The sequence below is a fragment of the Pseudomonas sp. PDM03 genome, from assembly GCF_014852385.1.
Classification (GTDB): Bacteria; Pseudomonadota; Gammaproteobacteria; order Pseudomonadales; family Pseudomonadaceae; genus Aquipseudomonas; species Aquipseudomonas migulae.
In genome coordinates this window covers 74,825-100,098 of the sequence record NZ_JACVBM010000005.1, presented here as the reverse complement: position 1 = coordinate 100,098, position 25,274 = coordinate 74,825, and the positions used below count along the sequence as shown (strand labels likewise).

At 56.1% G+C, this 25,274-nt stretch carries 23 protein-coding genes and 2 tRNA genes; 6 read left to right on the top strand and 19 right to left on the bottom strand.

Features of this window, described 5'->3' with window-relative positions:
• Positions 1 to 421: 421 nt before the first annotated feature.
• The 3 genes from IB254_RS10345 to IB254_RS10335 all read left to right on the top strand — a co-directional run bounded on the left by IB254_RS10345 (position 422) and on the right by IB254_RS10335 (position 4,423).
• A complete protein-coding gene (locus IB254_RS10345) occupies positions 422 to 1,774 on the top strand; it encodes a hypothetical protein (RefSeq protein ID WP_192417214.1) in 1,353 nt (450 codons plus the stop codon).
• 37 nt (positions 1,775 to 1,811) lie between these two features.
• Positions 1,812 to 2,720 (top strand): hypothetical protein, encoded by a 909-nt coding sequence (locus tag IB254_RS10340; protein WP_192417213.1) that lies wholly within the window; start codon positions 1,812 to 1,814, stop codon positions 2,718 to 2,720.
• A 389-nt stretch (positions 2,721 to 3,109) separates the two neighbouring features.
• The gene (locus IB254_RS10335) at positions 3,110 to 4,423 is read left to right on the top strand and encodes a HEPN domain-containing protein (RefSeq protein ID WP_192417212.1); all 1,314 of its coding nucleotides are present in this window, start codon (positions 3,110 to 3,112) and stop codon (positions 4,421 to 4,423) included.
• Between the two features lie 176 nt (positions 4,424 to 4,599).
• Here the strand turns inward: IB254_RS10335 and IB254_RS10330 are convergent, their stop codons facing one another.
• The 10 genes from IB254_RS10330 to IB254_RS10285 all read right to left on the bottom strand — a co-directional run bounded on the left by IB254_RS10330 (position 4,600) and on the right by IB254_RS10285 (position 14,191).
• Positions 4,600 to 4,875 carry a hypothetical protein gene (locus IB254_RS10330; RefSeq protein WP_140894128.1) on the bottom strand — a complete coding sequence of 92 codons (276 nt, stop codon included), beginning with the start codon at positions 4,873 to 4,875 and terminating at the stop codon, positions 4,600 to 4,602.
• Complete coding sequence (locus IB254_RS10325; RefSeq protein WP_192417211.1) at positions 4,872 to 5,852, bottom strand: integrase domain-containing protein; 981 nt, start codon at positions 5,850 to 5,852, stop codon at positions 4,872 to 4,874. Before IB254_RS10325 ends, IB254_RS10330 begins: the two co-directional genes overlap by 4 nt.
• A 906-nt stretch (positions 5,853 to 6,758) precedes the next feature.
• Positions 6,759 to 8,087, bottom strand: a complete 1,329-nt coding sequence (locus tag IB254_RS10320; RefSeq protein WP_192417210.1) for a tyrosine-type recombinase/integrase — start codon at positions 8,085 to 8,087, stop codon at positions 6,759 to 6,761.
• A 164-nt stretch (positions 8,088 to 8,251) separates the two neighbouring features.
• A tRNA-Thr gene (locus tag IB254_RS10315) sits at positions 8,252 to 8,327 on the bottom strand.
• A gap of 119 nt (positions 8,328 to 8,446) precedes the next feature.
• On the bottom strand, positions 8,447 to 9,688 hold the full coding sequence (locus tag IB254_RS10310) for a nucleoside deaminase (RefSeq protein ID WP_192417209.1): 1,242 nt from the start codon (positions 9,686 to 9,688) through the stop codon (positions 8,447 to 8,449).
• Positions 9,689 to 9,987: 299 nt separating this feature from the next.
• Positions 9,988 to 11,217 (bottom strand): methyltransferase, encoded by a 1,230-nt coding sequence (locus tag IB254_RS10305; protein ID WP_192417208.1) that lies wholly within the window; start codon positions 11,215 to 11,217, stop codon positions 9,988 to 9,990.
• Positions 11,198 to 11,887: an ABC transporter permease gene (locus tag IB254_RS10300; RefSeq protein ID WP_008041034.1), complete on the bottom strand. Its 690-nt coding sequence runs from the start codon at positions 11,885 to 11,887 to the stop codon at positions 11,198 to 11,200. The genes IB254_RS10305 and IB254_RS10300 overlap by 20 nt, the downstream gene beginning before the upstream one ends.
• Positions 11,884 to 12,579, bottom strand: coding sequence for an ABC transporter permease (locus IB254_RS10295; protein WP_008024973.1), 696 nt, complete (start codon positions 12,577 to 12,579; stop codon positions 11,884 to 11,886). The genes IB254_RS10300 and IB254_RS10295 overlap by 4 nt, the downstream gene beginning before the upstream one ends.
• Positions 12,580 to 12,657: 78 nt before the next feature.
• Positions 12,658 to 13,404, bottom strand: coding sequence for an ABC transporter substrate-binding protein (locus IB254_RS10290; RefSeq protein ID WP_008041033.1), 747 nt, complete (start codon positions 13,402 to 13,404; stop codon positions 12,658 to 12,660).
• 13 nt (positions 13,405 to 13,417) lie between these two features.
• On the bottom strand, positions 13,418 to 14,191 hold the full coding sequence (locus tag IB254_RS10285; RefSeq protein ID WP_007897462.1) for an ABC transporter ATP-binding protein: 774 nt from the start codon (positions 14,189 to 14,191) through the stop codon (positions 13,418 to 13,420).
• Between the two features lie 554 nt (positions 14,192 to 14,745).
• Between IB254_RS10285 and gabP the strand changes: the two genes are divergently transcribed.
• Positions 14,746 to 16,137, top strand: a complete 1,392-nt coding sequence (gene gabP, locus IB254_RS10280) for a GABA permease (protein WP_008024968.1) — start codon at positions 14,746 to 14,748, stop codon at positions 16,135 to 16,137.
• Between the two features lie 368 nt (positions 16,138 to 16,505).
• A complete protein-coding gene (locus IB254_RS10275; protein WP_192226808.1) occupies positions 16,506 to 16,832 on the top strand; it encodes a hypothetical protein in 327 nt (108 codons plus the stop codon).
• Positions 16,833 to 16,907: 75 nt separating this feature from the next.
• On the opposite strand, the gene IB254_RS10270 is transcribed toward IB254_RS10275, so the two are convergent.
• The 4 genes from IB254_RS10270 to IB254_RS10255 all read right to left on the bottom strand — a co-directional run bounded on the left by IB254_RS10270 (position 16,908) and on the right by IB254_RS10255 (position 19,899).
• Positions 16,908 to 17,360, bottom strand: coding sequence for a hypothetical protein (locus tag IB254_RS10270; protein ID WP_008041028.1), 453 nt, complete (start codon positions 17,358 to 17,360; stop codon positions 16,908 to 16,910).
• Between the two features lie 6 nt (positions 17,361 to 17,366).
• Positions 17,367 to 17,783 (bottom strand): hypothetical protein, encoded by a 417-nt coding sequence (locus tag IB254_RS10265; protein ID WP_008041027.1) that lies wholly within the window; start codon positions 17,781 to 17,783, stop codon positions 17,367 to 17,369.
• 19 nt (positions 17,784 to 17,802) lie between these two features.
• Entirely contained in the window at positions 17,803 to 18,771 is a 969-nt protein-coding gene (locus tag IB254_RS10260) for an alpha/beta fold hydrolase (protein ID WP_192417207.1), read from the bottom strand.
• A gap of 69 nt (positions 18,772 to 18,840) precedes the next feature.
• Complete coding sequence (locus IB254_RS10255; protein ID WP_192417206.1) at positions 18,841 to 19,899, bottom strand: PDDEXK nuclease domain-containing protein; 1,059 nt, start codon at positions 19,897 to 19,899, stop codon at positions 18,841 to 18,843.
• Positions 19,900 to 20,160: 261 nt separating this feature from the next.
• Between IB254_RS10255 and IB254_RS10250 the strand changes: the two genes are divergently transcribed.
• Positions 20,161 to 20,610 (top strand): carboxypeptidase regulatory-like domain-containing protein, encoded by a 450-nt coding sequence (locus tag IB254_RS10250; RefSeq protein ID WP_192417205.1) that lies wholly within the window; start codon positions 20,161 to 20,163, stop codon positions 20,608 to 20,610.
• An 82-nt stretch (positions 20,611 to 20,692) separates the two neighbouring features.
• Here IB254_RS10250 and IB254_RS10245 read toward each other — a convergent pair whose 3' ends face one another.
• The 5 genes from IB254_RS10245 to IB254_RS10225 form a co-directional block, all read right to left on the bottom strand.
• Positions 20,693 to 21,154 carry a DUF4234 domain-containing protein gene (locus IB254_RS10245; protein ID WP_008041019.1) on the bottom strand — a complete coding sequence of 154 codons (462 nt, stop codon included), beginning with the start codon at positions 21,152 to 21,154 and terminating at the stop codon, positions 20,693 to 20,695.
• A gap of 318 nt (positions 21,155 to 21,472) precedes the next feature.
• Positions 21,473 to 21,548: transfer RNA gene (locus tag IB254_RS10240), tRNA-Phe, on the bottom strand.
• Between the two features lie 103 nt (positions 21,549 to 21,651).
• Positions 21,652 to 21,924 (bottom strand): oxidative damage protection protein, encoded by a 273-nt coding sequence (locus IB254_RS10235; protein ID WP_008024947.1) that lies wholly within the window; start codon positions 21,922 to 21,924, stop codon positions 21,652 to 21,654.
• Positions 21,921 to 22,988 carry an A/G-specific adenine glycosylase gene (gene mutY / locus IB254_RS10230; protein ID WP_192417204.1) on the bottom strand — a complete coding sequence of 356 codons (1,068 nt, stop codon included), beginning with the start codon at positions 22,986 to 22,988 and terminating at the stop codon, positions 21,921 to 21,923. The genes IB254_RS10235 and mutY overlap by 4 nt, the downstream gene beginning before the upstream one ends.
• The gene (locus tag IB254_RS10225) at positions 22,985 to 25,210 is read right to left on the bottom strand and encodes an AsmA family protein (protein WP_192417203.1); all 2,226 of its coding nucleotides are present in this window, start codon (positions 25,208 to 25,210) and stop codon (positions 22,985 to 22,987) included. The genes mutY and IB254_RS10225 overlap by 4 nt, the downstream gene beginning before the upstream one ends.
• Positions 25,211 to 25,274 lie beyond the last annotated feature (64 nt).

The following is a 25,274-nucleotide window of genomic DNA, read 5'->3' as shown; positions in this document are numbered from 1 at the left end:
CCAGCTCATCACACAGAGCTGCGCCGCTAATGCTAGCTGGCTGCGGCTGAGTTCCAGTATCTAGCAGCAGCACACGAGCGTAGGGCGGTCCCACTGGTCACCAAGGCGCCGATCGCTTCGAACGTTAGCTGGCTGACTACCATACCTAATGGAGGTAATTGCACAAACCTGTCTACCCATTTGCATTGGTCTTGACCAACAAGCTTCACGACCATGACCGACAGAAAGCGGCCAGGTGCTGTCATCCGGATGTGTCAACAAACTCGAAGGCAATTCATATTGTTTACAAACACTGGCGTGATATTATCGTCGGCGGCGGGCTGTGTGGACGGCGCTTTGGAGACATTGAGCCGACAGATTCTAGGTTGCTAGACCAAGGAGGTTCGACTCCTCCCTCGCCAACCCAATGAAGGTTTGAAATGTGTCATACCATGTCGAATTAGGCTGGAAAATCTTCTCCAGTCTTTCCCCACAAGGGATTGAGAAAACTAGGCTGGCCAACCCGCTTTTCAATATCAAAGGGGCTAGCTCTTTTTTGCGTACGCTTGGAGGCAATCCACGCGTCCCTTACGCACCCACAACACTTCAGCCGACAAAGAACTTTCATCACGCATTGCGGTCGTCAAAGAGCGAGCTAGGTGTTGAAGGAAAACAATTTACCTTCACAGTTTTTTTTGAGCAGGTACAACAACGCCTTCAAGTAACTATAAGCCTACGAAGATATTCATCTTGCATTTGCGCTTCAGTAAAAGTACAGGCTTTCGATGTCGATTGCCTTGCTACCATTGCCGGCCTGCAAGATATTAAATCCCATGATGGGTTGTTTAGATTCGTTTCTGAAATTCTTGCGATCACTACTAGCGGCACCGCTAGCATAAAAAAACTTTCCGCACCTCCTAAAATCTTTCCAGTTACTCAAATTATGAATTTAGGTGGCGAGGCGGAAGATACGTTGCACCGTCTAGTCGAACTCCTAACACGTCACACCATCGAAGAATCAGGCATAGTTAATTCGGTTATTCAAAAAAACAAGGTCCATCTAATCGATAAAACATTAGTGCTAATAGATAGGCAAGGAGTTCTTTCCTATTTACCACCTCACTGTAGCACCAATCAAGTTGAAGGGAACATTCAACGTTTTAAGAATGCGTCCTCATTAATGGAATTTGCATTCGCAATTAAACGAGATTTAAAGTCTGGCTTTATCTCTAGCAAGCTCATTGAGCCAATAATTAATGATGCGAAATATTTTTTACCTGATAGCATTTCCGCTCAGCGAATGTGGGGGCTATTGACAAGCGAATTTAGTCTCCGACATGAGCTTGAGCAGAAAAATGAATTAAACTTAACTCCAACCTCAGAAAACATCGGCGCTAATAATCTCTCGCCTCCGCAGGCTAAACACGTTGTTTTCCAGTACATTTCCAATAATCAATACAACGTAACAGGACAAGTCGGAGCAATCGGCCCTAACGCCCAAGCTGTAAACAATACGTTCACCCAAGCCTTACAACAAGCGGCTTACGGTCTCGATTTACCTGCGCTTGCTACGGAGCTTGCGATACTTCGCAACTCAATGCGTAATCAAGCTACCGAAGTCGAACACGATTTGTCAGTTGCCAGCATTGGCGCTGCGGAGAGCTCGGCGAAAAAACAAGATGGCGCAGGAGTATTGGAACATTTGAAATCTGCTGGCAGGTGGGCATTCGATGTGGCAACGAAGATCGGAACTAGTGTCGCAGCCAAGGCAATTCAAACAGCAATTGATCTGTAGCAAATATCTATAGTTAGATTTTTCCAGGACATTAGCGATGCCTATCACCATCCCTGATTCTTCATGGTACAGAAGCAAAAGCGCAGAGAAAAAAGCTCCCGCCTCGTGCCCCTACGCAAATGTACATAAATGCCCAAGATACTATGCAAGCATGTATATGCTTGGCGAAGCAAGAATCATCACCTCTATAAACGATGATAAAAAAGCGTCTTTGGATGCTTATTGGGCTAGCTCCGGGCTGCTACCAGTTATTGCTGAAGAGGAAACTTGCATACATGGCCTTCAAGGAAACTGGAGCGCTTTTTCAAATTTTTGTCCTGAAATTGCCTTCGCTTATCTTCATTACTACGCAAGCTACTTGGCGAAATACGTAGATGAAATTGATAGCGACTGCGGGCACAGGATTGCTGAAAGAGAAAAACACCCCAACGATTGGCGATATGAGTGGGGCTTTATATCTCCCTGCCACTTTTTAGATTGTAGTGTTTACAATCAAGTCCATGAATTCAATTCAAAAGAAATTGATATCAATAAGCGTTTGTTTCCAAAACATAATCAGGTTTTTGTTCAGCAGTTCATTTCTCAGGAGGTTTCTATGGGTGACCAGTACAACGTAACAGGACAGGTTGGGGCGATCGGCCCCAACGCCAAAGCGGAAAACAATACATTTAACCAAGTAATGCAACAAGCAGCATCCAATCTCGATCTACCTTCACTTACTGCGGAGCTTGCGACACTTCGCAGTTCAATGCGTAATCAAGCTACCGAAGTCGAACACGACCAGGCAGTTGCTAGCATCGGTGCAGCTGAGAACGCAGCGAAGAGACAGGATGGCGCAGGGGCATTGGAGCATTTGAAATCCGCTGGAAAGTGGGCGCTTGACGTGGCAACGAAGATTGGGACCAACGTCGCAGCTAAGGCAATTCAAACAGCAATTGGCCTGTAGTAGCTGTCTAGCCAGTCAGCTCAGCAAACTGCGTCGCTACAACTGAATTTGAACGTTAGTTTCCAGCATTGATCGTTTGCTGCCTTTCCAAACGGGCAGCAAACGAACAAGAACGGAAGTTCAGACACACTTACCTTTATAGGCACCAAGTAGAGATGCATATATAAACTTGACAATTAAGTGGTATAATTCGCGGATCATCACGCGAGCGACTACCTTGAAAATGTTCAACATATACAAGCCAGCATCGACTCTAAGTTATAAATCTTCCCAGTCGAAGCAGGTCATTAGTACATTTTTAATGCTCGCCGAGTACATTATTTAGATCGATAACTACGGCTGACATTCCGGATAAATATCAAATTTTTTAGCTATGAAGGAAGCAAATCATGGATGATCGCGACAAAATTACCATTGACAAAAAAGCGGTAGCGCGCGCCATCCGGAAGCCCCTTGATGCGTATTATAAGGTGATAGGCAACGATGGCTATGACTGGAGTATCGAGCGCCCAGGCAACTGGGAAGAAGAAGAGGAGCTGTTCAAAGCAATATTCAAATCAAGTTATGTTTCTCGCCATCTAGACTGGCTCTATGTTCTTGAAATAATTTATGCTGTAATTGATCATCACCCCCCGCTGAGCGCCGAGCAATTCGCTCATAATTTTGAGGAGGCAATAATTGAGACTACCGGGCAGCGGGACTATTTGGCGATCATCCCATTAGGTTTTAGAAAGCCTTTTCTCTTCCCTCATCTAATTAAGCCTTCACTTTTGCGACAATTTAAGTTGGGGGAATTCACCTTTTCTCCGCCAGCAACCTCTGCCGAACTCCTCAACAAGATAACCGCAAAACACAATTTCCCCCCTGTAAGCGTGACGGACTTTATGCACGCAGCACGGACCTCGCACGAAGCACTCGCCCGCGAAATCCTGATAACTGTGGATGTTCATGGAGCTGAGGATCACCTTCGTTTTAGCGTGGAGTCAAAATTTAGAACCCTAAGTAGACTGATAGAGGTTTTCGCCAACCTCTTCACAGGCACCGACGCGGGCTTCGGCGATACATATGCGGTTAATCACTTTTTCCTTCTTAACAAAACAACAGGTGAATTCAGAAGAATTCCAACTACAAAGTCGCAGTCATTCAACTTTGAGCTTAGTCAAGAGCTACTCAAATTTATAAGGAGCCGAAACTTCGTTTTTTTCTTTGAGCGCTTGAACTATTCCAAGGAAAGCATGTATGCCCGCATGCGAAACTCATTTAAATTTTTCTCAATGGCGTTCAACTCTGACGACAAGGTGGCAAGCTTTTTATTTTACGTCATATCAATTGAATCTATATTTTCGCGAGACAAAAGCTCCCCAATTAAAGCAACGCTTGCTGACTTCTCATCTTTACTTTGCTTTCCTGCCGAGCATCGCCTAAACGCGCACCGTATGCTCCGCGAGGCATACGATTTGAGGTCGTCAATAGTTCACTCTGGTGTTTCCTTTGTTACTAGTAAACACGTCGAGGTCGCGAGATCACTTGCTGCTCGCGCGCTTTATTGCAGTATGTTTTTATGTGAAAACTTGAATGATGGGCCTGGGAAACTCGAGGACAAATTTTTCGATCACTTACGTGATCGGAAATTGGGTGTTACCAAGGCTATTGTCCCGCGTGAGATGCGTTTTTTTCTGGAGATAGATGATCACGATGAATGATCGTTCGTTTCGCCTGGCGGGGTTCAGGGAGCTAGGTGCGTTGAAATTGATAATGTAAAGGTCGAGACAGGTCGATAGCTGCCCCTCCATATTGGCCTATATTTTTTTGCAACAGTCCGCTGGGTCGGTTGCAGCCGGTCACGGAAGGCAGCATTTGGCCGTTTTCTGACCTTCGTCTAGCGGTTGAACTGCCAGGGTTTTCCTAAGCGATGAGTGAGTAATTGCATGGTCAGCAAATAGTAATAGCGCGTCGATTCAGTGTGCTGGTTTAGGTGGTGATTCAAAAACCACGCAAGGTGTTTTCTCTGCCAAGTCCATGGATTGTCGCGTTGCCAGCGCTCAGCGATTGCTGTTTGGATAGCCTTCGCCTGACGCAGGTGGCGTTGACGCGTGGTATACGACCCGGTCAGGACGCTCACCAGGAACAGATCCATATCGAATGCCGTGCTCACGCTCGACCACCAATGTAAGCGGCCACCACGACGATACGGCCGTGCCCCAGCTCATAGCTGATTTGTACTCGGGCATCCTGATCTAGGCGTCGGTCGAGTTGATAGCAATTGCCTCCGTTGATGGGGGCGAGATGATGGGTGATTTGCTCATAGCGTTCGCAAGCATAGGCTGCCCGCAATTCGTGGAAGCCTTTGAGGTCGTGCTTATGGATGATGTCCCGTGCGGGGCTGACGATTCTCTGCAAGAAATCGAGGTAGCGTTCGTTCGGTGCAAGTAGGTTGCGGCTACCGTCGGGCGAGACCTGTCCGGCAAACCTCAGTGCGTCACGAATATGATCATTTACCGTAATCCAACGAGGTGCTGATGCGCCTGAACGGCCACCTTTGGTGCCGTCCTGGATGTTGATCCTCCCGAGTTGCTCGGCTTCCCGTTGCAGTCGAGGAAGGTCGGCCAAAATCGCCTCACGCAAACGCATACCGGTGGCTCGCGCTAACTGAGCGATGGCCGCGACGCGCGTCTGCTGGTTTTCGCAAAGTACCTCTACGATCCGCTTCACCTGTTCGCGGTCTTGGCCTTGCGGCACTGAACGACGAACACTGGTGCGCCACATTCCTAGCGCCTTACTCGGGCTCGGCACTTTCATATACTGATCACCGCGAAGCGCGGCCATGGTCCGATTCACACTGGACAACCGGTTTTGTGCGGTTGCGATGGCAAGGTCCCCGTTTTCAACTTGCTGACGCAGATGTTCGGCATAGTCCAACAAGGTCTGCTGATCAATCTGCCGCGCATCGTTAAATCCTGGTCCATCCTCCGACCGACACCACCGAACAAACGCCTGCCAGCGATCACTGTGCGCTTTGACCGTCCCGTAATGCCCACCGCCAAACAGATCTTTCAGCGCTTGCGGCCCCGCATAGCTCAATTGCCGGCCATAGCCAAAATTGCGCCCATCCCGTCTACCGACCAATGCCATGATCGAACTCCTCTCGAAGCCAAAACTTTTAAAACCTTCCTCACCTCATCCCGCCAAGAATGCTGAGTGTTATCAGGGATCAAGGCCCCTGCGACCTGTGAGGGTTGTCCACTAACGCGGGACTGACGGCTCTTTACGACCGGGAGCTTGGGCATCTCATGATCTGGCCTCCTGAGCACTTCCGCAGAAGTGGGCGGGTGGAGGCTGCACTGGCTGACGAGACCAGCGCCGCGAGATCCTGAGTCGGGTGAAGGCAGTGAAGCGATGACCGGGGCATGCCTGACTGTCAGTCAGGTGCAGTCCATTCCGTAGGCTGCGGCACCATCATCGGCATCGCTGTTGCTGGTGACTTCGGCGTTTGTCACGCCGATTGTCACGAGGGGGAATGCCGCAAAGCCTTGTACGAGTTGGGCTGCAGCAGCGGTAGGAGCGCCCGTCTCTTTCCGGAAGAAAGAGACGGGCGCAGGTTGGCGCAATGAAATGGCCAAGCGGATAGGTTGCTGCACGGCAGCTGGGTAGGGGGATGTATTTGCCGCAATGGCAATGATCTGAAGTAGGCATCCATCACTCTGTGAGTGACCGTGCGAGCCGCCGGACGCTAATCGCACTTTGGGAGAACCACCACGGTGTGGCGTAGCCTTAAAGGTTCTGGCTACCTGGGTTGCTGTCAACGACAGCTCTTTGCCCGATCTTTTCTACGCTTGTGGATAATTTGGGTCAAGGCCCGAATTTTCGGGTGTTCTACGGCTGTGGATGAAACTATCCACCGGTGGAAATCAGTGGTTTTCCACAGACAGTTTGCGTGGGCTTTAGATTTTTTAAGTGAGGTCCATCCAAGCGGGGCGGCTTTGCAGCCCCGCTTGGATGGACCCGCGTGGAAGGGCGGGCTGCGGTGATCTCATTGGCTTACCCATGTTTGGATGCGCCACGGCTATTTTGTAGAGCCGTGATGTTGTCGCCGACTGGGTGAGCGAATTCGTGGGGTGTCACATGCCCATGGCGGTTGGCGTCGATGTAGTTGCTCCACCACGCCATGATCAGCCTGCGCTGTTCGAGGAATTCGGCCTTGTGGATATACGCGGCACGCACGCGGTTGCGTTCCTTGTGGCTCATTTGTCTTTCGATGGCTGCGTCGGTCCATAATCCGGACTCCAGGAGGGCGCTACAGGCCATGGTCCTGAAGCCGTGGCCGCACACGTCCTTGCTGGTGTCATAGCCGACATTGCGGAGCATGGTGTTCACTGTGTTCTCGGACATGGGCTTCCAGTACTTGTGGTCGCCCGGTAGCACTAACTCTGAAAAGCGACTGAGGCTGCGCAGGCGCTCCAGTATTTCGATGACCTGCGGGGACAGCGGAACCATTTGAATGTCGCCGTTCATTTTGGTCCCGCGTGTGGAGTTGCGTACCCCTTCAATCGATGCACGCGTATCGGGGATTTCCCACATGGCGCGTTGGAGGTCGAACTCACTCCATCGCGCGAAGCGCAGTTCGCTGGAGCGGACGAATACATGCAGCGTGAGTAGGACGGCAAGGCGTGTCAGCTCGCGGCCGTTGTAGTTGTCGATACGGTGTAGCAGTTCGGGTAGTCGGTTGAGGGATAGGGCCGGGCGATGGACTGTGCGCGGCGCGTGAATCGAGCCTGCCAGATCCAGTGCAGGATTCATGGTGATCTGCCGAGCCCTTTTGGCCCCGCGCATGATGGTGGATAAGTAGTTCTGTACCCGTAACGCCACATCCATGGTGCCGCGTTCCTTGATGCGCTGGGTGATCTCTAGCAGGTCGTGGGTATCGAGCTCAGCGATGGGTCGTTGGCCGATCAGCGGGAAGACGTGGGTGCGCAGTCGGCTCATTACGGTTTTTGCGTGGCCTTCGGTCCAGCGGCGGGACATATCAGCGTGCCACTCTAGGGCAACGGTTTCGAAAAGCAGTGCCGCCCGCTGGGCTACGATCTTGGCCTTCTTCTTTTCTTCCATGGGGTCGAGGTTGTCGAGCAGTAATGCCTTGGCTTCGTCTCGCTTACGCCGTGCGACTGAAAGGGTAACGATGGGGTAATTGCCGATGATGAGCGTACCTTCCTTGCCGTTGGGCTTGGTGTACTTCAAGCGCCAGGTCTTCACGCCATTGGGTTTGACGAAAAGGTACATGCCGCCGCCGTCGAACAGTTTGTAGGCGCGTTCGCGGGTTTTGGCCGTGCGGCATTGCAGGTCGCTGAGGGGGATCGCTAGACGTGGCATAGGGGTACGCGCTCCTGGCCGGGAAATCGCAGTACCCCTAACATACCCTCGGGGAAGGGGGATTTTGTTGGATCCCGACAGAGGGTCCTGGAACGAAAAAACCCGCAAAAAGGCGGGTTTTCGGGGCTTCCAGAGCATTCGGTGGAACGCAATGGAGCCTAATGTGGTGCCGGCACCAGGAGTCGAACCCGGGACCTACTGATTACAAGTCAGTTGCTCTACCAACTGAGCTATACCGGCGTGTTAGGGCGACGATTATAGCGATTGGATAGCTTCTGTAAACCCCTGAATTCAGACTATTTTTACGCAGCCGTCAGACCCGCCCCACAGACGCATCTGCGGGGCGGGCCAATGAAGCATCACACGCCGTTTTTAACCGCGTTGATCAGGTCCTGACTCAGCACCTGCGCAGGCGCCACTTGCACGCTTTGCGTATAGAACGGCGGCAGGTTCTGGGCCAGTGTCGACAACGCTTGCGGGGTGGTATTGCCCGGCAACAGCACGTATTGCAGGTTGGACGGATAACTCTGCGGCACGGGGCCTTCCATGGTTGAACCGTAGGCGCCGAAAGTCATTACGGCCTGGGGTGTTGTTGGATCGGGTGCATAGAGGAAGACGAAGGTGCCGTACTTTGGATGGGTCAGGTAAAGCCCGGCTTCAGCGCGAACGGCCGGATCGGGGTCGTTCATCAGGGTCCAGCGCATGACGGCATAGCTGCGGGTCGTTTCCATGAACGCTGTACGAATCGGCGACTGGTTCTCGACGCCTCCCAGGCACACCAGCAGGTTGCCGAACGGGTCGATCAGCGCCACTGAGTTGAACACCGTGCTTTGCTGCGCGGTTTTCAGCAGCGGCGGCGCGAGTTCCGCGCCGGGATCGCGCGGGTTGGCCGATTGCACGGTCAATGCGAATGGGCTGAGCGCTGTCAGTGCCTGGCGCACTTTGCTGTTGGCCGGCAGGGTGGCGGGGTTTTGCAGTTGATCCGGCGGCAGGCCGCTGTTGTTGCTGGCGTCGCGCACTGTGTTGACGCTGGCGGAGAAGATCGAGCTGCAAAGGAAATATGCCGCCGAATCGATGGTCTGGCCGCCGAACACAGGGCTGTTCGAACCCTGATAGGCGCGGCTGACCGGAGCTGCGATCGCGTAATAGCCCCAGGTGTTCTGCGCCTGCTGGCGGATCTGCGGCGGCAGCGATGGAAAGGTGAACTGGCTGTTGTAGTTGATACCCGCGTAGTCATCGATCGCACTGACGGCGACGTTGAATCCTGCGGTCAGTAGCGAACCGGCGCACATGGCGCACGGGTCGAGCGTGGTGACGACGGTCAGTTGATTGGGCGGTGGCAGGTTCAGTGGCGCGACGTTTTCGTAGTACCAGTCCACCAACTGTCGTTCGCCGTGGGCGGTCGGGTCGTGGGGTAGAAAGTAAGTCGTGCCGCTACCAGGGAAAGGCATCAGCACGTTGTTGTGCAGCGCGGCGATGACCTCGCCCGTTGCGTTGTTGATGATGGCGCCGCCCACCGCGAAGGTTTGCTGCAGTGCAGCGACAATGGCTTCGTTGGCGACGGTATCGACGGCTTCCTGTGCACTGTTCAATGTGCTCATGTTTTCCCAGCTCCTTGCTGTCCCTGACATCAGAGAATTCTGACGCTTGGCAAAGATAGTTGAGGATTTCCAGGGCGTTTATGTTCTTTTGAATTAATGCTTATGCACAACGGGGAAGGCGATGCACGCGGTTAAGATCGAAAATGTGGATCCAGTCTCATTTTCTCGCAAATGCCTGTTTTTCCGGTTTTTTATTCGGGTGTACGAAAATTGAACAGTTTGGTTTCAGCCCTGAAACAGGCGTAAACATTGGATCCACGATATTTCATCAACAGAGTTATCCACAGGCTGTGGCTGTTTTAGGCGCGTTCCGCCAGCAACAGGAAGTTACGCGGCGTGAGTGGGGTTTCACAAAAGGTACCGAGGCGAACGGTGTAGCCCTGCTCAGAGAGGAAAAGTGCTCGATCAAGGTTCAGCCAAAGCTCCAGTGGACGTCGGAAAAGTCCGCGTAGCAGTTCCAGATTGCGTACTTCGGCCAGTCGCTGCCATCCGGCAGCTTCGAGCGCAGACCAGTCTTGCGGGCCGACTGTGGATAACTCTTTGAATGCGGCCAGATGGTGGCAGTAGTCGGCGAAAGATCTGTCCAGCCAGGCGCTCGGTAGAGAAGGCGTGGGCAGGTACTCATCAACACCGCGAAGTTGCCGTTGCAGCAAATCGAAGGCCAGGCGTCGGGCCATGGACGTGTCGCGCTGACGTCGGACGCGGGCACCGGCGGTGACGGTTTCGCTCATCGGGAGTGAGAGATCGTCGAGTGACAGCTGTAGGTCGGAGCGCAAACCGACAGAGGAAACTGGCTGGTATGCAGGAAGACTGATCCTGTTGTAGCAACACGGCGCAATGGCCATTTGTTTGCACCCGGCGGCGCTGGCGAGCTGGATCAATCGCACATGCAGATCACCACAGGCATGCAGTGCCACCGGAGTGTGATCGGCGTTCAGCAAAGAGGCGGCGCCAGGCGCCAGCACGTCCTGCTCGACATGCAGCGCATGCAGTTGATGGCGCTGGCTGAGCGCCTGACCGCCTAGCACCAGTGCAGGATCATGTTCCAGGCACGTGAGCTGTTGACCGGTTTGCAGCAGGCGTCGACCCAAGTGGCCTTTACCCGAGCACCAATCCAGCCAATGTATCGGTGGCGCAGCAAACGACAACCGGCTGGCAAACGCCTCGATCTGCTGCCACTTGCGCCCCGGCACATCGACATTCAAGCGATGTCCTGCGGTCTCCAGCGTGTGTGCCGGCAGCTCACCTACCGAACCCAGCTCAAGGGATAGCGCCGCCAACGAAGCAAACGGTTCCGGCGCATCCAGCAGACAAGGTTGGTTATGACTGTTTTCCGCGTCTTCCAGCGACCGCTCGCGTAGCCATTCAGCCAGCTCCGGGTAGGACGCTTCCCAAGGAAGTTGCAGATGAGTAAACGGTCGAGGCTTCCACAGCTCCTGATGCTCGATCAGAAAAGCATCCAGCGCCATGAAGCGGGCGAGCAGGGCCTCGCCCGTCAACACGTGGGAATCAACGCCCTTGGCAGGCATCGACGCGCAACCAGCGCTCCAGCAGCTTGAAGCCGCGAACCAGCACGTAAGCCATCAGCAGGTAGAACATGCCTGCGGCGAAGAAGATCTCCACCGGCAAATACGTCCGGGCAATGATGGTGCGAGCCATGCCGGTCAGTTCCAGCAGGGTCACGGTACTGGCCAGCGCGCTGGCCTTGAGCATCAGGATTACTTCGTTGCTGTACGCCGGCAGGCCAATGCGCGCCGCTCGCGGCAGGATGATGTAGAACAGCGCTTTCGCTCGAGACATGCCCAGCGCCCGCGCCGCCTCGATCTCGCCCGGTGGAATCGCCTGGATAGCACCGCGCAGGATCTCGGCGATGTAGGCCGCGGTGTGCAAGGTCATGGTCGCCGTGGCGCACCAGAACGGATCGCGCAGGTACGGCCACATCGAGCTGTTACGGATCGCATCGAACTGCGCGAGGCCGTAGTAGACGAGGAACAGCTGAACCAGCAACGGCGTGCCGCGGAAAAAGAAGATGTAGCCGTAGGGAAATGCCCGTACCCACCACAGGCGCGACGAGCGCGCGATGCCCAGCGGAATCGCCAGCAACAGGCCGGCAATCACGGCGATGGCCACCAGTTCCAGGGTCAGCGTTGCGCCCTGAGCCAGTTTCGGCAGCCACTTGATGATGACTTCCCAGTTCATTGGGTGCTCCTCGCGAAGCCGCGAGCGGCGCGTTTTTCCATGAAGTGCATGCCTGTCATGGCCAGAATCGTCAGGCCCAGGTACATGAACGCGGCCACCATATAGAAGGTGAACGGCTGTTTGGACACGGTCACGCCGATTTGCGCGTGACGCATGATTTCTTCCAGCCCGATCACCGACACCAGCGCGGTGTCTTTCATCAGGATCATGAACAGGTTGCCCAGGCCGGGCAGGGCGATGCGCCACATCTGCGGCATGATCAGCTTGGTGAAGATGCGAAACTTCGAAAGACCCAGTGCCACACCGGCTTCGCGGTGGCCTTTGGGGATCGCCAGGATTGCACCGCGGAACACTTCCGTGGCATAGGCGCCAAAGCACAGGCCCAGCGCAATCACGCCGGCCGCAAAGGCATTGAGTTCAAGGTCGGGGTTGCCGAAAAACTCGCCCAGGGCACGCATCAGGTTGACCGTGCCGAAGTAGATCAACAGCACCCAGAGCAGTTCCGGAATGCCACGAACCAGTGTCGAATAAGTGCCGCCAAGCCATTGCAGCGGCTTGTACGGGGAAGTCTTGGCCAAGGCGCCGAGCAAACCGAGCACCAGCCCGAGACACAGGGCCGAAAGTGCCAGTTTCACAGTCATCAGCGCGCCAGCGGCGAGCGCCGGGCCGAATCCGTAGAGGTCGATAATCATGGATTTCTTTTCAAATCGCGGCAGGCAAGGCCGGGGACCGGCACCGTCAGAAAACGGCGCCGGTCCGGCAGGTCAGTATCAATAGATGCTGAACGGGAAGTACTTGTCGTTAATCTTCTTGTAGGTGCCGTCAGCAACGATTTCTTTCAGTGCGACGTTCAGCTTCTCGCGGATCGGGTCGTTCTTGCGAACGGCGATACCGATCTTGTCGCTTTCTTCCACCGGGTCGCCTTTGAATTCGTAAGGCTTGCCGGCGTCGCTTTTCAGCCACTCGTAGTTGACGTATTTGTCCGCCAGGATGCCGTCCAGACGACCCGAAGTCAGGTCGAGGTAAGCGTTTTCCTGGGTGTCATAAAGCTTGGTTTCAACGCCAGGCATGTTGTCTTCGAGCCAGGTGCCGGCCAGTGTCGCGCGCTGGGCGCCGATCACTTTGCCTTTCAGCGCATCCTTGTCGGTCTTGAAGTCGACGTCTTTCTTGGCGATGAATTGCAGCTTGTTCGAGTAGTACGGGTCGGTGAAGTCGACGGCCTGCTTGCGCTCGTCGGTGATCGACATCGAGGAGATCAGGAAGTCGAACTTCTTGGCGTTCAGGGCCGGAATGATGCCGTCCCAGTCGGAGGTGACCACGGTGCATTCGACTTTCATTTTGGCGCACAGGGCGTCGCCGATTTCCTTGTCGAAGCCGACGACATTGCCACTGGCATCTTTGTTGTTGAACGGCGGGTAGGCCGCTTCGATGCCCATCTTCAGGGTTTCGGCCATGGCACCGGCGCTGAACGCCAGGGTGACGGCGGCTGCCAGGAAGACCTTTTTGTAGTTCTGCATGCGGGTAGCTCCGTTAGCGGTTGCTGGACATGAATTGTTTGCAGCGCGCCGAAAGCGGGTTTTCGAACACCTGCTGTGGCGATCCTTGCTCTTCTACCAGGCCCTGGTGGAGGAACACCACTTCGCTGGACACCTGACGGGCGAAACCCATTTCGTGGGTGACCAGCAGCATGGTGCGGCCTTCTTCGGCCAGTGCGCGGATGACATTAAGTACTTCCTGGACCATTTCCGGGTCAAGGGCGGAGGTGGGTTCGTCGAACAGGATCACCTTGGGTTGCATCGCCAGCGTGCGGGCAATGGCCGCGCGTTGTTGCTGGCCGCCAGACAGTTGCGCCGGGTACGCATGACGCTTGTCGGCGATGCCGACCTTGGCCAGCAGGGCTTCGGCGACTTCGATGGCTTCGGCCTTGCTCTGGCCGAGTACGCGGCGTGGGGCCTCGATGATGTTGTCGAGCACGCTCATGTGCGGCCACAGATTAAAGTTTTGAAACACAAAACCAATCTCGCTGCGCAGGCGGTTGATCTGCTTGCCGTCGGCCGCGACCAGTTCGCCGTTCTTGGCGGCTTTGAGCTTGAGTTCTTCGCCGGCCACCAGGATCTGGCCCTGGTGCGGGTTTTCCAGCAGGTTGATGCAACGCAGGAACGTGGACTTGCCGGAACCGGAGGAACCCAGGATCGAGATCACATCGCCGTCGCGGGCGGTCAGCGAGATGCCTTTGAGCACCTCAAGCTGTCCGTAGCGTTTGTGCAAGTTGCGGATTTCAAGCGCGGGCGTGGCCTCAGCCATGTGCGTTCCTCATATATGTTGCGCTCCTGCTGTTGGCGGGCCTTCCTGGCGAGGCGGCCAACCTAACATAGCGTCTGAATGGCAGCCAACAGCGCTACGGGCGGTAAACGGGTGGCATGTGACAGGTTGTCGCATCGGTACAGCAGACTGTCGCGCTGCTATCAACCGAACAGCCGTTTGAACCCGATGTGGCGCGGCTGTCCCGTAAAAAAGGGCGCGATGTTGCCAGCTTTGGCGGGGTGTTGGAAGCGCTAACCGGCCAAACGTTCCTGATCCGCACTTTTATTGTGCGTTGAGCATTTGTTGGGTGTGTTTCCGGTGCGCAGATTCGTTCCTTGAAGTGAGTCGCAGGGTAACGCTCTGGCGAAGTGCCATTATTTTCAATGACTTGCGATGACTGTCCGGTCAGGGTGAGATCGCCGGGTTAGAGGGTTTTGAAACATTTTGGCGCATTTATTGCGTGCAGATTCCGGAACGCCCCGTTGGTTTCTTTTTACAGAAGAGGATTTACGGCGGGATGCACGCATTCGCTTTTCCTTACAAAGGTAGTTTCAATGAGCAATACCCAAAGCTCTAACGGCCTCGAACAGGGGCTCAAACCGCGTCATGTGACCATGCTGTCGATTGCCGGTGTTATCGGCGCCGGCCTGTTCGTTGGCTCGGGTCACGCTATTGCTGCAGCAGGCCCGGCCGTGCTGTTGGCTTATGCCGCCGCCGGTATGCTAGTGGTGTTGGTGATGCGCATGCTGGGTGAAATGGCGGTTGCCTCGCCAGACACCGGCTCCTTCTCGACATACGCCGATCGCGCGATCGGTCACTGGGCCGGTTTCACCATCGGCTGGCTGTACTGGTGGTTCTGGGTGCTGGTGATCCCGCTGGAGGCCAACGCCGCCGCGACCATCCTGCACGCCTGGTTCCCTGGCGTGGACATCTGGGCTTTCGCCCTGGTCATCACGATGCTGCTGACCATCACTAACCTGTTCAGCGTGAAGAACTACGGCGAGTTCGAGTTCTGGTTCGCCCTGCTCAAGGTCGTGGCGATCATTGGTTTCATCATTCTGGGCATCGCGGCGATCTTCGGTTTCCTGCCGAATAGCCAGGTGAGCGGCGTTTCGCACATTTTCGACACTCAGGGCTTCCTGCCAAACGGCATGGGCGCGGTACTGGGCGCGATCCTGACGACCATGTTTTCCTTCATGGGCACCGAGATCGTGACCATCGCGGCCGCAGAATCGAAGAACCCTGGCAAGCAAATCTCCAAGGCCACCAACTCGGTGATCTGGCGGATTGGTTTGTTCTACCTCGTTTCGATCTTCATCGTCGTGGCCCTGGTGCCATGGAACGACCCGGTTCTGGCCAGCGTAGGTTCCTACCAGACCGTGCTTGAACGCATGGGCATCCCGAACGCCAAGATGATCGTCGACATCGTGGTACTGGTTGCTGTAACCAGCTGCCTGAACTCGGCGCTGTACACCTCGTCGCGCATGATGTTCTCCCTGGGCAAACGCGGTGATGCACCGGCCGTGTCCACGCGCACCAACAAAAGTGGCACGCCATACTGGGCGGTGATGCTGTCCACGGGCGCAGCGTTCCTGGCAACATTCGCCAACTATGTGGCTCCGGCCGCCGTGTTCGAATTCCTGCTGGCCAGCTCCGGCGCCATCGCGTTGCTGGTGTACCTGGTGATCGCGATCTCGCAACTGCGCATGCGCAAACAGCGTATGGCCCGCGGTGAGAAAATCGCCTTCAGCATGTGGCTGTTCCCGGGCCTGACCTACGCGGTGATCGTCTTCATCGTCGCGGCCCTGACCATCATGCTGTTCCAGGATGCCCACCGTGTGGAGATCCTCGCGACCGGCTTGCTGAGTGCTCTGGTGGTTGCTACCGGTTTGCTGGTGGCTCGCCGTCGTCGCAATGAGCAACTGGTTGGCGCAGTGGCGCGCTAAGCTTTACGCACACTGTCGATGTACTGAAAACGACCGCCATCAGCCATGATCGCGGTCGTTTTTGCTTTCATTCAGGGGCTTTATCGGTCGGCTCTCTGATGGACACGATGATGTCGAGATAGTAGCCTCCTTGCCGAATGTGTATCTCGCTGTTGCGGGATGCAATGGAGTTTCAGGACACGGATTGTTCGACGCCCCAGCCTTCCCGGCTAAAGCCCCTCGACCCTTTCTTGCCTGCTCCCTCATCTGATGCGTGTCACAGATGCATTTGCGTGCGCCTGCCGTTTGCGCGGCAGTCACGAGCCAGCGCTGTATGGAGCTAGCCCGGCCATTCAGCTTACTCATTGGGGCATCAAGGAGAGACAGGCATGGCGTTTACATCGGTTGTGTTCAAAAACCCTAATACCGGAGCCATGAAGGAAGCCCCGATCGGCTTCTCGTGGACCGTGTTTTTCTTCGGCTTCCTGCCGCCACTGTTCCGTGGCGACATCAAGTGGGCAGCGATCATGTTCATCGTGGCCTGCGTCACATTCGGCCTCAGCAACTTCGTGTTCATGTTCATCTACAACAAGCTGTACGTGCGCGACCTGATCGGCGCCGGTTTCAAGGCTCAATCCATCGCCAGCGGTGACCTGAGCTACGCCAGCGCCAAGGTCGGGATGGAAATTCCGCGTCTGGAAGCTGCGGCTGCCTGATTGTTGTTTTCAGGTTTGTAAAAAAAACGGCCGCTGTCAGTGATGACAAGCGGCCGTTTCTATTTCTGAGGGCTTTTACTCGCCCTTTTCTTCCTGCGCATCCGGCGACTGGCGATAGCTGTCCAGCGCAATGCCGAAGTCGGTGATGAATTGCGGGTCGGTCAGCCATGCCTGGGCGGTCTCGCGATCCATGCCGTCGGCCCACATGCGGTAGTCGATCAACATGTCGGCGGCCAGGTGAGTGGCGGCCATGCCTTCGTCGTCGGCGTTTTCCATGTCCAGCAGTTCTGGATGGTCAATGATGATAAAGGCGAGGTTCGTCAGCAGCACGGAGAGCATTTCACTGCGGCCGACAGCTTCGGCGTCGCGCATCTTGCTGAACATCGCCAGGGTGTATTCCGGGATCGGCTCGCCGATTTCACCCAGATCGTCATCCAGCGCGGCGGGTTTTCTGCCGTGGATGTTGATCTGCTTGGCTTTGATCTTGGCGCGTTTGGCGCGTTTCTGTTGCTTGTTCAGGGAGGCCATGGGAACTCAGTTCGGTTTCTGTTGGGTTTGGGCTGCGATGATGTCGGAGGCCGCTACATAGTCGGCCTGGAAGGCCGGGGATTCGATCCATGCCAGGGCGCCGGCTTCATCGACCTCGGTGGACCATTGGCGATACTCGATCAGCGCGGCGAGGATGAAGTCCATCGCGCCTTCTTCGCCTTCTTGCTCGTACACCAGTTCCAGCAATGGGTCTTCAAGGAAAGCGATGCACATGGCTTGCTGACTGGTTTTTTCAGCGTCGATCATTTTCTTGAACAGCTCGGTGAGGTCCACCGATTCGAAGTCGATGCGATCATCGTTCGGGTCCAGCTCGACCGGCGCGGCAGCCCGTTGGGTGCGGTTCTGCTTGGCCTTGGCTTTGGCGCGGGTGGCGCGTTTTTGCTGCTTGTTGGCGGAGGCCATGGTTTTGATCCGTCGTGCGTTAAAAGGACTCGCTGCGCGGTACTGTCCGCCCGGGGGTATCAGGGGCCAGTTCACCGCTCTGCAGCCAGGACAATGCAATGGGCCATAGTGTGGCTTGGTATGCGCTACGAAAAAAGGCGAAATGTCCGACTTCTGCTTCGCCGATGTCTTCGGGGGCGATTCGCCAGTGGGTGTTCGTACCGCCACTGAAGTAGCCGAGCAGGCGTTCGATGGCCGGGATCGTGCCGTAAGGATCGTCTGTGATGCTGATGGCCAGTGTCCTGGCTTTCATCGTCGCCCCTGGTTTTTTGGCCAGCGTGCGACCGCTGGGCCGCGTTTCATATCGACGGGTGGGCGTGCTCCAGTCCCTAACGACACCGGCGGGCGTGTCTTCCAGCCAGCCAAGACGCTTTCCGGGGAAGTAGCCATAGATCATTGTGATCAGCGGCATCACCACGTGCCACTTGCCGAACATCCGCCAGCGATGAGCGGGCGCGTAGTCGCGCCAGTAGGCGAATTGCGCACCGACGGTGACCAGTCGCCGAATCAGCTGCCCTGAGGCTCCCAGGCCCGCCGCACAGCCGCCAAAGCTGTGACCGACGACGTCGATGGGCTGGCCGGGAAATTCGCGCTGAGCGCGCTTGAGCATCGCCTCGAAATCCAGCGCGCCCCAGTCTGACCAAGAGGCTTCAAATCCTTTCAAGGATTCGGGTCGCGACTCGCCGATGCCACGGTAGTCATAGGTGATGACATCGAAGCCGTTGGCGAACAGGTAGTCGGCGAAGCGCGAATAGTGACGGCAGCGAACCGAGGTGGCGGCGTTGATGATGACGACCGGGCGCACGAGGTCCTGAAAGGCGTGCCGCCAAGTGAAACCGCCGAGGATGAAGCCGTCTGCGGTGGGCTCTTTGAATGGTTCGCCAGAAACGGGAGTTGGCAGCGGCAACTCGATTTGAGTGGGGGCCAGTGACATGTCCTGCAAATTCATCGGCTTCAGACCTTTGCGGGTAGCTGCCAACGATAGTCTTCGTGCGGCGGGTGGACAATCCATCTGTGTTCACAGGGGGATCTGATCGAGCAGTCGCTCCTCGATTGCCGCCTGCTCCCGGTCCAGTTCAGTGCGAAGTTCGTCTTCGCTGGGCAGGACTGTTTTGTATTTGCTGGCGAAGAGTTGTTCGTTGTCTTTCAGCACCGAGTAGCGCACCACTGATTCATCTTTTTTCGCACAGAGAATGATGCCGACGGTGGGGCCATCTTCCGGTCCGCGTTTGAGGTCGTCATACATGCGTACGTACATGTCCATCTGGCCAACATCCTGATGAGTCAGTTCGCCGCGCTTCAGATCGAAGATGACGAAGCACTTGAGTACGTAGTTGTAAAACACCAGATCGATGTAGAAGTCTTTGCTCTCGGTGCTGATGCGTTGCTGGCGAGCGATGAAGGCAAATCCTCTGCCCAGTTCCAGCAGGAAGGCTTGAAGCTGATGGATCAATGCTTGCTCCAGATTGGTTTCTTGAGTCAGACCTGCGTTGGTTGAGCCAAGAAACTCCAGCATCACCGGGTCCCTGATGAAGTCTCGTGGATGTGCTTTCATTTTCTGGATGTTGGTGGCGGCTTCCTGCCGCACAGCAGGTCGATCGCGGCTTGTGAGCAGGCGTTCGTAATAGAGGGTGTTGATCTGGCGTTCCAGGGCGCGGCTTGACCAGTTTTGGTTGGCGGCTTCGTTCATATACCATTGGCGTGTCGTGTCACTATCGACGCGCAGCAGCCTGCGGTAGTGGGTCCAGCTTAATTCGTGACGCAGTGCGTCACGAATTGGGAATGCTTGGTAAAACAGGCGCATGTAGCGAAGATTGGAGTTATCAAAGCCCTTCCCGAATTCTGCTGTCAGGCTCTGCGCCAGCGTTGCCAGCAATTGCTTTCCGTAACCCGCCCGTCGAGCTCCTTCCTGCTCGAACTCGACAATATGCCTCCCAATCTGCCAGCAAGTTTGTACCTGGACCGTATCGACCGTGCGTAGCACTTTCTGCCGTGCATCACGAATCAGCTCTCCAAGATTGCCGAGTAGTGAGGCGAGTTGTGCATCCTGAGTGTTAGCGGGTTTGAGTGAGCTCATGGCGTCTTCTGCAAAGGAATGAACAGGCAGAAGAGGATGGCCGCGGAGGTGGGGGCAGCGATGCCGGGCGTGGCTGGTAAACCAGAAGGAAAGCCCGATCGGGTTTGCGGGATCGCTCCGACGGCAAGTCGTGCTTCAGGAATATAACGTGTAGTCCATTTCGCAGTGAGCCCAAGTACCAATCAATCTAAAACCCGGGCGTTCGAGAGGAAATCTAAAAGGCATGACAAATGGGTTCCATGGAGCCCGGGAGGCGTGATCATGAAGTACGTGCATTCCCTTGCATTGTCCATCGCCGCGGTGGGTATGTTGATGTTCCCGGTGATGTCGTCTGCCGCCAGTCTTGAACCAATCGACAGCGCTGGCGTGCAAGTTCAACCGCAGGAGCAAAACGGAATTACTTATCTGTCCGGCGGTATAGGCCTGGATGAGTCGAAGGCCATCCAGCAAACGGCTGGCTATAACTTGCACATGACGTTTTCGGTCGGGGCGGAGAATAAATACATTCCCGACGTCGACGTGGTCATTCAGAAAGCCCAAGGGCAAACCGTGTTGACGCTGAACGAGGCTGGCCCGCTGGTTTATGTCCAGCTACCGCCCGGCAAGTACACCGTGGTTGCTACGCGACATGGAGAAGTGCGGCGTGATAGTGCCGACGTAGGAAGTGGCCCTGCGCGTAATCTGGTCTTTCACTGGGCCGGTGAAAGCTAGCAGTTGGCCGGAGTTGGCCGGCCGATGCCTTTGTTCCAGTGAATGGGCGGCAGAAAATCATCTGTCCGCCCATTGCGTGGTTTTAGGCTTGAGCGGTCTGGCCTCTCAGGATCTGCTGCTTACGCTGTTCTTCCGGCAGATCGTTGATGCAGTAGTTGATGTAGTACACGTTGAACAGGAACGTGTAGAAGGCGTTCATTCGCAGGTCGACCTTGTGCTCGCTGAGGGCATATTCCGTCAGCGCCGTTTTAGCCTTGAATGCCCATACGATGTACAACACGCCACTGGCAAGGCCGAGAACTGCGGACGTGAAATCCAGAGCCACGTTGCCCAGGTTGGAGAATGTGCCGCTTAAGCCGGCGCATACAGCGATCCAGATAATGTAAGCGTCATCTACCAATCGGACTTTGGTGGTGTCGCTGATGATTTTGCTGTTTTTGTATAGCCACAAAATAAGATAGATCCCGGCAGTGGCGATGGAGAGCAACACCAGGTTCCAGGTCTTCGTATCGATCTTGTCTTTTAGTTCATTGATTGTTGACATAACTTTTCCATGTCCTTTGGCTTAAGGGGATGTGTAGCGCTGGTGTTTACTGCGGGGGGAGGCATTCCTTGCGTTGTTACCTGTCCTTTTTGGTGCGTATTCCAACTGCGCCGTGGGGCAGTGGATTGCATTGAAATCGACCGGACGGATTTCCGTGGTGTCGGTCGAGCTTGTGGCACAACGCTACTATAGAGCCTTGCTGAAGGCGAGTTTTGTTTTTGGATCGTCGATCCGTCGCTTCCACTGCCGTGTGCCGGACTTCGTTAAATCGCAGGCATAAAAAAACCCTGAATCTTGCGATTCAGGGTTTTCGGTATTTGGTGCCCAGAGACGGAATCGAACCGCCGACACGGGGATTTTCAATCCCCTGCTCTACCGACTGAGCTATCTGGGCAACGGGGCGCATTAAACGGGTTTTTCATGGGGTCGTCAAGCAAGTTTTCAAAAAATATTTAATTATTACCGTCGCTTACGTTCCGACCCTCGAAAATGCGGGATTACTCAGCCGGCGGAACGTAGCCTTCAGCCTTGGCGTATTCCTCGCCGGAGAAGTACTTGTCCATCTCGCCTTGCAGATATTTGCGGTCTTCGGCGTTCATCATGTTCAGGCGTTTTTCGTTGATCAGCAGGGTCTGGTGTTTCTGCCAGTCGGCCCAGGCCTTCGCCGAGACGTGGTCAAAAATGTCCTGGCCTTTGGCGCCCGGGAATGGAGCGCGCTCCAGGGCTGGCAATTCTTCTTTGTACTTGCGGCACATGATGGTGCGGGTCATGACGACTCTCCTGCGTTCAATACGGCGGCCGCGCGTTCGAGCAAGGTTTTGACCGGGGCAGCAAGGCCCAGGCGCGGCGGGGTGGCGAGGTTATACCAGAGCCAGTCGGCCTCGGCCACGTGATGGCCGGCCTCCTGGACCTGAACCAGCCAGGGTTCGATGGACAACTGAAAATGGCTGAACGTGTGTACGAGGTTCGGCAGTGCTTGTTGTGTGCCCAGCTCCAGCGAGTGCTGTGAGGCCAGATGTTGCAGGTCGTCGAGGTCGTCGAGTTCCGGCAGGCTCCACAGACCGCCCCACAAGCCCGTGGAAGGGCGACGGTAAAGCAGAATCGCGCCGTCTCCGTTGGCGAGCATCGGCATCAGCGTGCGCTTCTGCGGCACGGCTTTGCGTGGCTTCGGGATCGGGTAGCGGGTTTCCAGGCCGAGCATGTGCGCTTCGCAGCCCTTTTCCAGCGGGCAGAGCAGGCAGCTCGGTTTGCTACGGGTGCAAAGCGTGGCGCCCAGATCCATCATCGCCTGGGTGTAGGCGTTGACCCGATCATGCGGCGTGAAGCGCTCAGCGTTGGCCCACAGCTGTTTCGCGACCTTCGGCTCGCCCGGATAACCCTCTTGCGCCGTAAAGCGCGCCAGGACGCGTTTGACGTTGCCGTCGAGGATCGGCGCCCGCAGGCCCATGCTCAGGCTGGCGATGGCGCCCGCCGTGGACAGGCCGATCCCCGGCAGCTCGACCAGCTTTTCCACATCCCGCGGAAATTCGCCGCCGTACTCAGTGACGACGATCTTCGCGGTCTTCTGCAAATTGCGCGCGCGAGTGTAGTAACCGAGGCCGGTCCACAGGTGCAGCACTTCGTCTTCCGGCGCGGCGGCCAGGGCTTCGACCGTCGGCAGCGAGGCCATGAACCGGTCGAAGTAATTCAGCACGGTGCTGACCTGGGTTTGCTGCAGCATGATCTCCGAGACCCACACCCGATACGGTGTGATGCCTTGCTGCCAAGGCAAATCGTGGCGGCCGTGGCGGTCGTACCAGTCCAGCACCGCCGATGAAAACTGCTCGGATCTCATCGCTTGAACAGCCCCTTCAATGCGTTTTTCAGCTCGGGACTGACTTTGTCGCCAAGCTTCTCGTCGATTTTTTCGCTGATTTTGTCGCCCGCCATTTTGGACGCGACCTGGCCCATGCGTTCGTTGTCGAGGCGGCAAGCCTTGGCGCCGAGCTCCAGCGGGCCACGGCAACGCAGCGGCCATTCGATGCCGACAAATTTGTCGCCGACCTGACAGGCCGGATCCGGCATGGCGCTCGTATCGCCTTCGACGATGATGCCGACGCGGTAGTCCATGCCCAATACCCGCAGGTCGACGTCGCCGTCGCCATTCACGGTCATGCCCGGGATGCGCACTTTCAGGTCCGGGTTGCTGGCCACGCCGTTACGGAAGGTCAGGTTGCCCTTGAGCTCCTGGAATGGCGTGTCCTTGCCGCGTGGTTCGCCGCTGAGGGATTTGCGGTTGAGCGTGGCGATGCCTTTGCACAATTGCTGTTCGAGGTTGGCATTGAGCAGCACGCCGTTGTTGATGACGAAACTGGCATTGCCGTTGAGGGTTTCGATCAGCGCTTTCTGGCTGTTGCCATTGCCGGTCAGGTTGCTGTCGAGCGTGACCAGGCCTTTGACTGGCGGTTTTTTACCTTGGCTTTCGAGGATTTTTTCCACAGGCACTTTGCTGATGCGTGTCTGCATGTTCAGCGCTGGTGCCTGTTGGCGCACGTCGAGGGTGCCCCTGGATTCGAAGGTGCCGTCGTACAGGTCGCCGCGCAGGTTCTCAAGCGTCAGCAGGCCTTCCTTGCCATTGGCCTTGAGCGCCGCGTTCTGGATCGGCAGCTTGTCGAGGGTCAACTGGCCAAAGGTCAGGTCAGCATCCACGTCGAGTTTGCTCAGGCGCTCCACCGGCAGCAGGCGCTCGTTGCTCCACGCGTCTTTGGTGGGCTTGTCCGGCAGCGGTGTGCTGCCTGCGCCGGCCATGGCATCGGCTTCGGTGCTGGCCACTTCGGCCTGGCGCACTTGCGTCGCGCTATTGGCTTCGGCGGATTTTGGCGGCAGGTAGCGGTCGACGTTGAAGGTGTCAGCCTTGAGCGCCGCGCGTAGCGATTGCTTGGCGAAATCCTCGACGGCAATACGACCGCTGAAGGTGCTGTCATCGACTTTCAGGTTGATGTTGTCGAGCACCAGACTGGTCGGCGTACCGGCAATGCGGCTGACCAGTTCAACTTTGCTCAAACTGCCTTCAGCCATCGCCGGGAGTTTCTGGCCGATGCTGTCGACGAATTTCGCCAGGTCGAATTGGGCAATCGAAAGGCCGCCGTTGATTTGCGGCGTTTTGTCGAGGTCGTTGACCTTCAGTTCGCCCAGTGCGCGCAACTGGTTGGCGGAAATCTTGATGCCAGTCCATTCGGCGACGTTCGCTGCTTTATCCAGCAGCAACTGGCCTTGGGCGGCGAAGGTCACGGTCTTGCCTTGTAGCGGATCGCCGGCGATTTCGCCGGACAGCTTCATGTCCTCGAATTTGTAGCGTTGCAAGGCGCGTTCAAAACGCAGCTCGCCATTGAGCTCGGTGCGGACCCGCAGAACGGGCTGATTGGTGCCCAGGAACGCGGTGAGCTTGACCGGGATGTTGGTCGAATCGTGGACCGGCCCGGTGCTCAACTGGATGCTTTCGGCGCTGAAATGCTGGCCGGTCTTCTCGTCGCTGTATTCAACGCGGGCGTTGTTGACGGTCAGGCTGTCGATGTCCAGGCGGATCGGCTGCGCCGGTTTTTCCACTTGAACGGTGGTTTGCGGTGCAGGTTCGCCGGGCGTGACCGCAGGAGCGGTCGAGTTGGCAGTCGCCGGTACCTTGCCAATGTCTTCCCAGTTGCCGTGGCCGTCCTTGTCGCGGTTCAGGCGCAGGTTCAGGCCTTCGACGCGCACGTCGCTCATCTGCACTTCACGGCGCAGCAGCGGCAGCACGCGCACCGACAGGCCGAGCATCTGCAAGTCAGCGAACGGTTCGGTGGGCTTGGCCAGGGTCGCGACACTGGCTTCGTGCAATTCCAGGCCCAGCCACGGGAACAGGCTCCAGCCGATGTCGCCATTGAGCGTCAGCTCGATGTGGGCCTTGTCGCGGGCAATCTGGCGAATCTCGTCTTTATAGTCGTTGGGATCGAAGAGGTGGGTCAGGGCAAAGCCCAGCGCCACAATGATCAGCAACAACCCGAGAAGTACCAGACCCAGGATTTTGCCGAACGCTTTCATGGGCGAGTCCTTGTAGTTAGTCGATTTAGCCGGGGAGTATAGCGCTCAGAAGTGGACGACCGGT

What these genes read in the sequence shown, in the direction of transcription:
- IB254_RS10300 (WP_008041034.1), bottom strand. Translation starts at nt 11,887, where the DNA reads ATGAACTGGGAAGTCATCATCAAGTGGCTGCCGAAACTGGCTCAGGGC.
- IB254_RS10340 (WP_192417213.1), top strand. Translation starts at nt 1,812, where the DNA reads ATGCCTATCACCATCCCTGATTCTTCATGGTACAGAAGCAAAAGCGCA.
- IB254_RS10235 (WP_008024947.1), bottom strand. Translation starts at nt 21,924, where the DNA reads ATGACCCGCACCATCATGTGCCGCAAGTACAAAGAAGAATTGCCAGCC.
- IB254_RS10255 (WP_192417206.1), bottom strand. Translation starts at nt 19,899, where the DNA reads ATGAGCTCACTCAAACCCGCTAACACTCAGGATGCACAACTCGCCTCA.
- IB254_RS10260 (WP_192417207.1), bottom strand. Translation starts at nt 18,771, where the DNA reads ATGAATTTGCAGGACATGTCACTGGCCCCCACTCAAATCGAGTTGCCG.
- IB254_RS10250 (WP_192417205.1), top strand. Translation starts at nt 20,161, where the DNA reads ATGAAGTACGTGCATTCCCTTGCATTGTCCATCGCCGCGGTGGGTATG.
- IB254_RS10270 (WP_008041028.1), bottom strand. Translation starts at nt 17,360, where the DNA reads ATGGCCTCCCTGAACAAGCAACAGAAACGCGCCAAACGCGCCAAGATC.
- IB254_RS10325 (WP_192417211.1), bottom strand. Translation starts at nt 5,852, where the DNA reads ATGGCATTGGTCGGTAGACGGGATGGGCGCAATTTTGGCTATGGCCGG.
- IB254_RS10245 (WP_008041019.1), bottom strand. Translation starts at nt 21,154, where the DNA reads ATGTCAACAATCAATGAACTAAAAGACAAGATCGATACGAAGACCTGG.
- IB254_RS10290 (WP_008041033.1), bottom strand. Translation starts at nt 13,404, where the DNA reads ATGCAGAACTACAAAAAGGTCTTCCTGGCAGCCGCCGTCACCCTGGCG.
- IB254_RS10335 (WP_192417212.1), top strand. Translation starts at nt 3,110, where the DNA reads ATGGATGATCGCGACAAAATTACCATTGACAAAAAAGCGGTAGCGCGC.
- IB254_RS10275 (WP_192226808.1), top strand. Translation starts at nt 16,506, where the DNA reads ATGGCGTTTACATCGGTTGTGTTCAAAAACCCTAATACCGGAGCCATG.
- IB254_RS10285 (WP_007897462.1), bottom strand. Translation starts at nt 14,191, where the DNA reads ATGGCTGAGGCCACGCCCGCGCTTGAAATCCGCAACTTGCACAAACGC.
- IB254_RS10295 (WP_008024973.1), bottom strand. Translation starts at nt 12,579, where the DNA reads ATGATTATCGACCTCTACGGATTCGGCCCGGCGCTCGCCGCTGGCGCG.
- IB254_RS10320 (WP_192417210.1), bottom strand. Translation starts at nt 8,087, where the DNA reads ATGCCACGTCTAGCGATCCCCCTCAGCGACCTGCAATGCCGCACGGCC.
- IB254_RS10265 (WP_008041027.1), bottom strand. Translation starts at nt 17,783, where the DNA reads ATGGCCTCCGCCAACAAGCAGCAAAAACGCGCCACCCGCGCCAAAGCC.
- IB254_RS10225 (WP_192417203.1), bottom strand. Translation starts at nt 25,210, where the DNA reads ATGAAAGCGTTCGGCAAAATCCTGGGTCTGGTACTTCTCGGGTTGTTG.
- IB254_RS10305 (WP_192417208.1), bottom strand. Translation starts at nt 11,217, where the DNA reads ATGCCTGCCAAGGGCGTTGATTCCCACGTGTTGACGGGCGAGGCCCTG.
- IB254_RS10310 (WP_192417209.1), bottom strand. Translation starts at nt 9,688, where the DNA reads ATGAGCACATTGAACAGTGCACAGGAAGCCGTCGATACCGTCGCCAAC.
- gabP (WP_008024968.1), top strand. Translation starts at nt 14,746, where the DNA reads ATGAGCAATACCCAAAGCTCTAACGGCCTCGAACAGGGGCTCAAACCG.
- mutY (WP_192417204.1), bottom strand. Translation starts at nt 22,988, where the DNA reads ATGAGATCCGAGCAGTTTTCATCGGCGGTGCTGGACTGGTACGACCGC.